Consider the following 455-nt stretch of genomic DNA (forward strand, 5'->3'; position numbering starts at 1 on the left):
TGGTTATAGAAAATACCTGCCGCGGCATTGGCGGCGGCTTTCGGCAGATCCGGGCAGTCAGCGAATACGATGTTGGCGCTTTTACCGCCGGCTTCCAGCCAGACGCGTTTCATATTGCTGTCGCCAGCGCCCTTGAGCAGTTGTTTGCCGGTGCGAGTCGATCCGGTAAAAGTGATCACATCGACATCCGGGTGCTGAGACAGCGCCTGTCCTGCTTCATGACCGTATCCGCTCACAACGCTGAGCACGCCATCGGGCAAACCTGCTTTTTTAGCCAGTGCGGTCAGGCGAATCGCGGTTAGCGATGATTTCTCCGACGGCTTGAGGATCAAGCTGTTGCCCGCAGCCAATGCCGGACCTAGCTTCCAGCAGGCCAGCAGCAGTCGAACACTCCACGGCACGCTAGCCCCAATTACACCCACCGGCTCGAGCACAATCAGCGCCAGATAGTTTAC

Annotated in this window: 1 protein-coding gene; it reads right to left on the bottom strand. The window is 58.0% G+C overall.

Annotated features, from left to right (window positions below):
• On the bottom strand, nt 1–455 hold a 455-nt coding region (locus ACU8YC_RS27335; protein WP_446896305.1), incomplete at both ends, for an aldehyde dehydrogenase family protein.

This window comes from Citrobacter sp. VF227 (genome assembly GCF_052950715.1).